Source organism: Neobacillus bataviensis (assembly GCF_019969725.1).
Genome location: NZ_JAHXYW010000021.1, coordinates 52,053 through 58,052, shown reverse-complemented (window position 1 = coordinate 58,052; position 6,000 = coordinate 52,053). Strand labels below are relative to the sequence as shown.

The following is a 6,000-nucleotide window of genomic DNA, read 5'->3' as shown; positions in this document are numbered from 1 at the left end:
CTTTATCGTTGAAGAGTTTTTTTGACATAAAATTATTCTCCGATTCCCACATTTTTTATTCATTATACATAAAAGTACCCGATAGGGCAGACCTTTTTTTAGTGTCTACTCTATCGGGTACAGTTTATATTTCTGGTTGACCAATTTTTAATGGGTTTTATTATTACGGTAGCCGGGGTAGAACGTAAGCACCCGTGGGAATTAGATCCCGTAAAGTAAACAGTTCGCCCCCTACTTGTAGAAACATGTTTGAGGCTGGTTGGGACTTTGATCTCGTATAACAAGCGAAGCTATGATACTGCAAGAAGGAATTAGGGGTACCGGTGAGTTTAATTATTAGAGGAGGAGTTTTAAAATGAATCCAGTCGTTGGTCTGGATGTAGCAAATGGTGAAAGTCAGGTTCAAGCTTACTTGGATAAGAAAAAACCTTACAAAAATAATTTTTAAGAGAAATTGAGAACTTAACAGGGGTTAAACCTCCAATTGTTCTTGAAGCTACAGGGCATTATCATACTCCAGTTGTTCAGTATTTTGAGGACAGAGATTATTTATTAATTATTGTAAATCCTCTTGTCTCTTATCGTGCCAAGAGCTCGAGTTTACGGAAAGTAAAGACAGATAAAATCGATGCTTACCATCTATGTGAATTGTACTATAAAGAGGATTTAGAGCCGTATAAAAAACATGGTCAATCCCTGGTATCGGAGAAAAAATCGCAGCAATGATTATTTCTGAAATCGGTGAGATTGATCAGTTTAATCACCCTAAAAAACTTGTAGCATTTGCCGGAATTGACCCGAGTATCTTTGAGTCTGGAAGGTTCAAGGGAACCGTAAACAGAATAACAAAAAGAGGGTCAAGTAGGCTAAGGCGTGCCTTATATTTGGCTGTAAAATGCGCTATTGGTGATTGTCGTAAAAAGAAGACAACCAATGAAATCATCCCGCGTAACAAGAGGTTAAGAGAGTTCTATGATAAGAAACGTGAAGAAGGAAAGCCTTTTAAAGTAGCTGTAATAGCCTGTGCGAACAAGCTTTTACAATGGATCTATGCAATATTAAAAAGCAACTCAACTTGCTTGAGGCATTTCATAAAAAGGCTGACACCTGAGTTTTCGATCTGCCGCTGTGATGGTTCCCATAATAAAGCGCCTTCAGTAATAGCTTTCATTTTTACCCCTCCTAAATTAGCAATCTCTTTTTCTCTTTTTCCTAAAGATAACAGCCACTTTTCAAAAATTGCACTTAATTTTTGAAACATATTTTTTAAAACAGGAAATTTTTATGACAATCTGTAGCTCTAGACTAGCCTAGTCTAGAGCTCATTTTTTTCTTTTCCTAGTATCAAATTCCTATATTTTCTTTACACTTTTATTTTAATAATAGAATGATATAGTGTAAGTTGAATATTTACATAATGAAATTAATGGTTTCTTCCAACGCATCATCTGCATCCGGAGATTTTCCCATCTCGTAAACGATTTCCCCATCAATCATCGTCATTTCAACCCGTAATTGATCAATCCTGTCGATTGTTACATCCAATATTCGGTCGTTTAGAACAACCAAATCGGCTAATTTCCCTACCTCGATGCTTCCTTTTCGGTCTTCCTCGAAGCTTGCGTAGGCTCCGTTCCAGGTGTACAGCCTAATCGCTTCCATGACGGAGATTTTCTGTTCTTCCCCCAAGACCGCTCCGGACGGCGTCAGTCGGTTGACCGCCCCATGAATGCCGATTAGCGGATTGCAGTTCGAGACCGGGCTGTCCGAGGAGCCTGCTACGACAATGCCTGCTTTCAAACAGGCTCCAATTGGGTAAAAATAGTCACTACGAGCACCGAAGTGCTTAATGTATATATCTCCGAATTCGGCGAAAAAGTTTGGGTTAGGAACGGTCACTATGCCCAATTTAGCCATTCGATCGATGAGATCGGGCATCGCCAAACCGGCATGCTCGATTCGATGTCTGTGATTGTGTCGTGGATATTGTCTAAGCGCTTCTTCGAACGTATTCAACAACATCTCGATCGCCCTATCGCCTTGGGCGTGAGCCGTAATTTGATAACCATCTCGATGGGCTGCTATGAGCACGTCGTTCATATTCTCTTGTGTGTAGTACAGAATGCCGCTGTCTTCCGGATTCGTCTCATACGGCTGACGCGTCGCAAGCGTCGGCGCGGTGCTGGCTCCGTCTATAAAGATTTTCGCCGGACCGATCCGAAATCGATCGTCGCCGAACCCAGTCGACAGGCACGTCTCTCTCATTCGGATAAAGTTAGGCTCGTGAACGACCATTGCATACACCCGAACCTTTAAGCGATCAGAACGAACCGCTTGCTGCAGGATGCGAAAATTGACCGGCTCGTACCCACCCGCATCATGAATTGTCGTAATCCCTAACGATACGAAATCGCGCGAAGCGATTTCCGCCGCTCTGGCCAAGACCTCTTCCGTCGGATTCATGACACGTTTTACCGGATCCATGGCTGCTTCCACGAGTAGCCCGTTTAATCTCTCGGACTCGTCCCGACCGAACACTCCACCTTCCGGATCGATTGATTGGTCGTTTACACCTGCTAATTCCAACACTTTACTGTTTGCAATCATGATGTGGCCGCATTGACGCACAATTAGAATCGGGTGTTCCGTCGACACCTCATCCAGCTGATAGCGGGTCAGGTACCGGCCTTCCAACATGAACATTTCGTTGTAACCTACTGCTACGATCCACCCTCCTTCAGGGGTAGATTCTGCCCTTCGTTTCAATTCACCGATAATATCTGCATTGGATTGAATCGATGCGTCTTTGCAATTAATCGCTAGCCTTGTAAGTCCATAACCGAGCAGATGCAAATGAGAATCTATAAATCCGGGCAGCAGAGTCCTACCTTGCAAATCCATCACTTTGGTGCTCTCTCCGATCCAACGTTTGATTTCCTCGTTCGTCCCGACGGCTTCAATTCGGTTACGTTTAACGGCAACTGCTTCTGCGATCCGATTGTCTGAATCGACGGTAATGACTTGTCCATTTACAAATACAACATCAGCAAACATATGATCACCTCTTAAATTTCTGTAAACAAGATCTAATAACTTTGTTTTTGTGGAGTTCTAATTTATCAGCCAATTCGCCTACTAAACGTAATTGATTTCTACTAAGCTTCTACTTGATTCATAGAATCAGCATCAATAATAATGTTTGAGAGATAATTAAAAACCAATGTAATAAACATTTTTCCGATGTACAACATTGACTCTTCATCTACATCAAATTTCGGATGATGATGCGGGTATATCGCATTCATCGTCGGATTCGCACCTCCCACGTAGAAAAACGTTCCTGGCACCTTCTGCAGATAAAAGGAAAAATCTTCCATCCCCGTTAGCGTATATGGCGGGATTTGTATTACTTTTTCCTCTCCCAGAAGATTTTTTGCTAACTTGTCCGCTTTTATTGTTTCCTCCGGATGATTCCACAAAACGGGATATCCTTTCTCGTACTTAAATTTTACAGTGGCTCCTGCCCCTTCGCAGGTGGATGTTGCGATTTGCCCAATGGCCTCTTCTATCAAATCCTGTACGCTTTCCTCGAAGGTTCGTACCGTTCCAATAATTTTGGCCGTGTGGGGTATGATATTAGAAGCCTGTCCGCTTTGAAAAGAACCAACCGAGACAACAGATGTTTTAGATGGATCAACGCGGCGGCTGACGATTTGCTGCAAATTGAGTACCAGTTGACTGCCCACCACAATTGGATCTACCGTCAAATGAGGAGTCGCTCCATGCCCGCCTTTCCCATAAATCTCAATTTCAAATGTATCACCGGCCGCCATTATATATCCCTCTCCAACAGCAACCATACCAAGCGGGAGAATAGAAGATACATGGGCTCCATAAATGACATCGACTCCATCCAAACAGCCCTCTTCAATCATGGGCTTTGCCCCTCCTGGGATCACCTCTTCTGCAAACTGATGGATAAAGACAACATTTCCTTCGAGCCCATCCTTCACTTCGCTTAATACTTTGGCTACTCCAACCAAAGCAGCTGTATGAACGTCATGGCCGCAGGCATGCATCACCCCAGGAATACGGGACTTGTAATCCACGTCTTTCTCGTCTGATATAGGCAATGCATCGAAATCGGCCCGTAACGCTACTGTTTTGCCCGGTTTCCCTCCTCTCAAGAGTCCAACCACTCCTCTTCCGCCAACTTCTGTTCTTACTTCCAACCCCAAGTTTGTTAATATATCAGCGATCTTTTTTGGGGTATTTACCTCATGGAAGGATAGTTCGGGATACATATGAAGATCTCTGCGAAATCTAACCAACTCCGGATATACCTCTTGAAGTCTACTAAATAATTTTTTGAGCATCGTTACCACCCCGTTATTTGTTCTGCATTAATCCATCGGATTGCTGATATTCGTGATCAACATTTCCGTTCCACCTTACTAAATTTGTATTTCCATAGCCAAATACCACTATTTTGCTTTAGCATTCGACTGTATTTGATCGGCCACGTCCCTGTGAGAAACATGATTGTTGTTTCGAAGGGTTAGTCCGAACAGCGCGGAAGACAAACCAGCCGCAATTAAGAACCAGAAAGCGCCGTCATAAGAACCTTTTAATGCTGAGATGAGTACACCCATCATGATTGGTGCAATGAATCCACCAATCATCGATCCCATATTCATAATTCCAATCGCGGAACCAATCACATTCTTGTCAAACAACTTGTGAGGAAGTGCGTATACTGCACTAAACACAAAACCATAAAAGATTGATGCCAGTGCCAAATAGGTAAAGACCATTCCAACATTAGGTGCGAAGAGTGCTAAAAATAAAAATACTGTGTAAAAAAGACCATTCATTACAAAGTACATTTTCTCCCTACCGGAAAATCTGACCAGCAACCAACCACCCATTGCCGTTCCCAGAGTTGCGGCCATTGTGGGGAGGAGTCCCAACATCCCCGCAGAAACCAAATCTAAATGACGTACTGTTACCATATATTTCGGCAACCATGAGACCGTGCCCCACGAAGCAATGCTGATTGAAAACCACGTGAGGACCAATGCCCACGTCTGACGAGTTTTCAATAAAGAGAGCATGGAGGTCTTGTTTACTGATTGTAGTTCTTTGGCTTCTTCCGATTGAATCGGACTCCGAATGTATTTCCAAAAAAGCACTCCAATGACGACACCTGCTGCTCCAAGAGCAAAGAACACGTTTCTCCAGCCCAACAAGATCAGGAGCGTTGGCACAAGAAGACCCGTAATTAGACCGCCAAAGGTATTCGATGACATTAAGATGGACTGTGCTTTCCCTCGTTCTTTCTGAGGGAAAAACTCAGTGATAGCTTTTGCACTGGCAGCAGGATATCCCCCCTCCATAATCCCGAACAAAAAACGAATCACGATCAAAGCGGTAAACGACCAAGCAAAACCGGTAAAAATTGTAAAAAACGACCAGAGAAAAATAGAAAAAATAATCACCTTTCGGTAACCCAACTGATCTGTCAGCCAGCCGATCGGAATTTGTATGATTGCGTAGGCCAAGAAGAAGGCGCTGATTACTGTTCCCGTGGCAGTCGGACTAAGATGCAATTCTTGACCAATCGGCACCACAGCAAGATTCATAACTAACCTGTCCATATAAGAAACCATATAACCCACAAATAGAATAGCCAAGATGAACTTCTTGTTGTACCCCTGAACACCCATACGCTTCACAAATCATACCTCCCTTAAAAATGACTAGCAAAAAATCATTACGACTACGTACCAAAATTCTGTAAAAAGGCAACCTCCTCTTCCCACAATTCTTTAATTTAATTCATTACTAATTTACTAACTCAAGTAATTTATTTTTTTGTTTTCTGATGGATATCATCACCTTCTTTACCTTTTGTACAAATTGTTATAGCAAGTTTTATGCCAAAAAAAAGATCTCTTTACAATGAAAAATGAACATAAATCGGGTAATTTTGTGTGAAAT

At 42.5% G+C, this 6,000-nt stretch carries 3 protein-coding genes and 1 pseudogene; 1 reads left to right on the top strand and 3 read right to left on the bottom strand.

Annotation, left to right across the window (positions count from 1 at the left end; genetic code table 11):
- Positions 1–355: 355 nt before the first annotated feature.
- Positions 356–1,076: pseudogene (locus LC455_RS28845) on the top strand (IS110 family transposase); the annotation flags it as partial.
- 334 nt (positions 1,077–1,410) lie between these two features.
- Here LC455_RS28845 and LC455_RS28840 read toward each other — a convergent pair.
- The 3 genes from LC455_RS28840 to LC455_RS28830 all read right to left on the bottom strand — a co-directional run bounded on the left by LC455_RS28840 (position 1,411) and on the right by LC455_RS28830 (position 5,726).
- Positions 1,411–3,054 (bottom strand): amidohydrolase, encoded by a 1,644-nt coding sequence (locus LC455_RS28840; RefSeq protein WP_223596253.1) that lies wholly within the window; start codon positions 3,052–3,054, stop codon positions 1,411–1,413.
- Positions 3,055–3,155: 101 nt separating this feature from the next.
- Entirely contained in the window at positions 3,156–4,376 is a 1,221-nt protein-coding gene (locus tag LC455_RS28835) for a M20 metallopeptidase family protein (protein WP_223596251.1), read from the bottom strand.
- 108 nt (positions 4,377–4,484) lie between these two features.
- Positions 4,485–5,726 carry an MFS transporter gene (locus tag LC455_RS28830; protein ID WP_223596259.1) on the bottom strand — a complete coding sequence of 414 codons (1,242 nt, stop codon included), beginning with the start codon at positions 5,724–5,726 and terminating at the stop codon, positions 4,485–4,487.
- Positions 5,727–6,000 lie beyond the last annotated feature (274 nt).

What these genes read in the sequence shown, in the direction of transcription:
- LC455_RS28835 (WP_223596251.1), bottom strand. Translation starts at nt 4,376, where the DNA reads ATGCTCAAAAAATTATTTAGTAGACTTCAAGAGGTATATCCGGAGTTG.
- LC455_RS28830 (WP_223596259.1), bottom strand. Translation starts at nt 5,726, where the DNA reads ATGGGTGTTCAGGGGTACAACAAGAAGTTCATCTTGGCTATTCTATTT.
- LC455_RS28840 (WP_223596253.1), bottom strand. Translation starts at nt 3,054, where the DNA reads ATGTTTGCTGATGTTGTATTTGTAAATGGACAAGTCATTACCGTCGAT.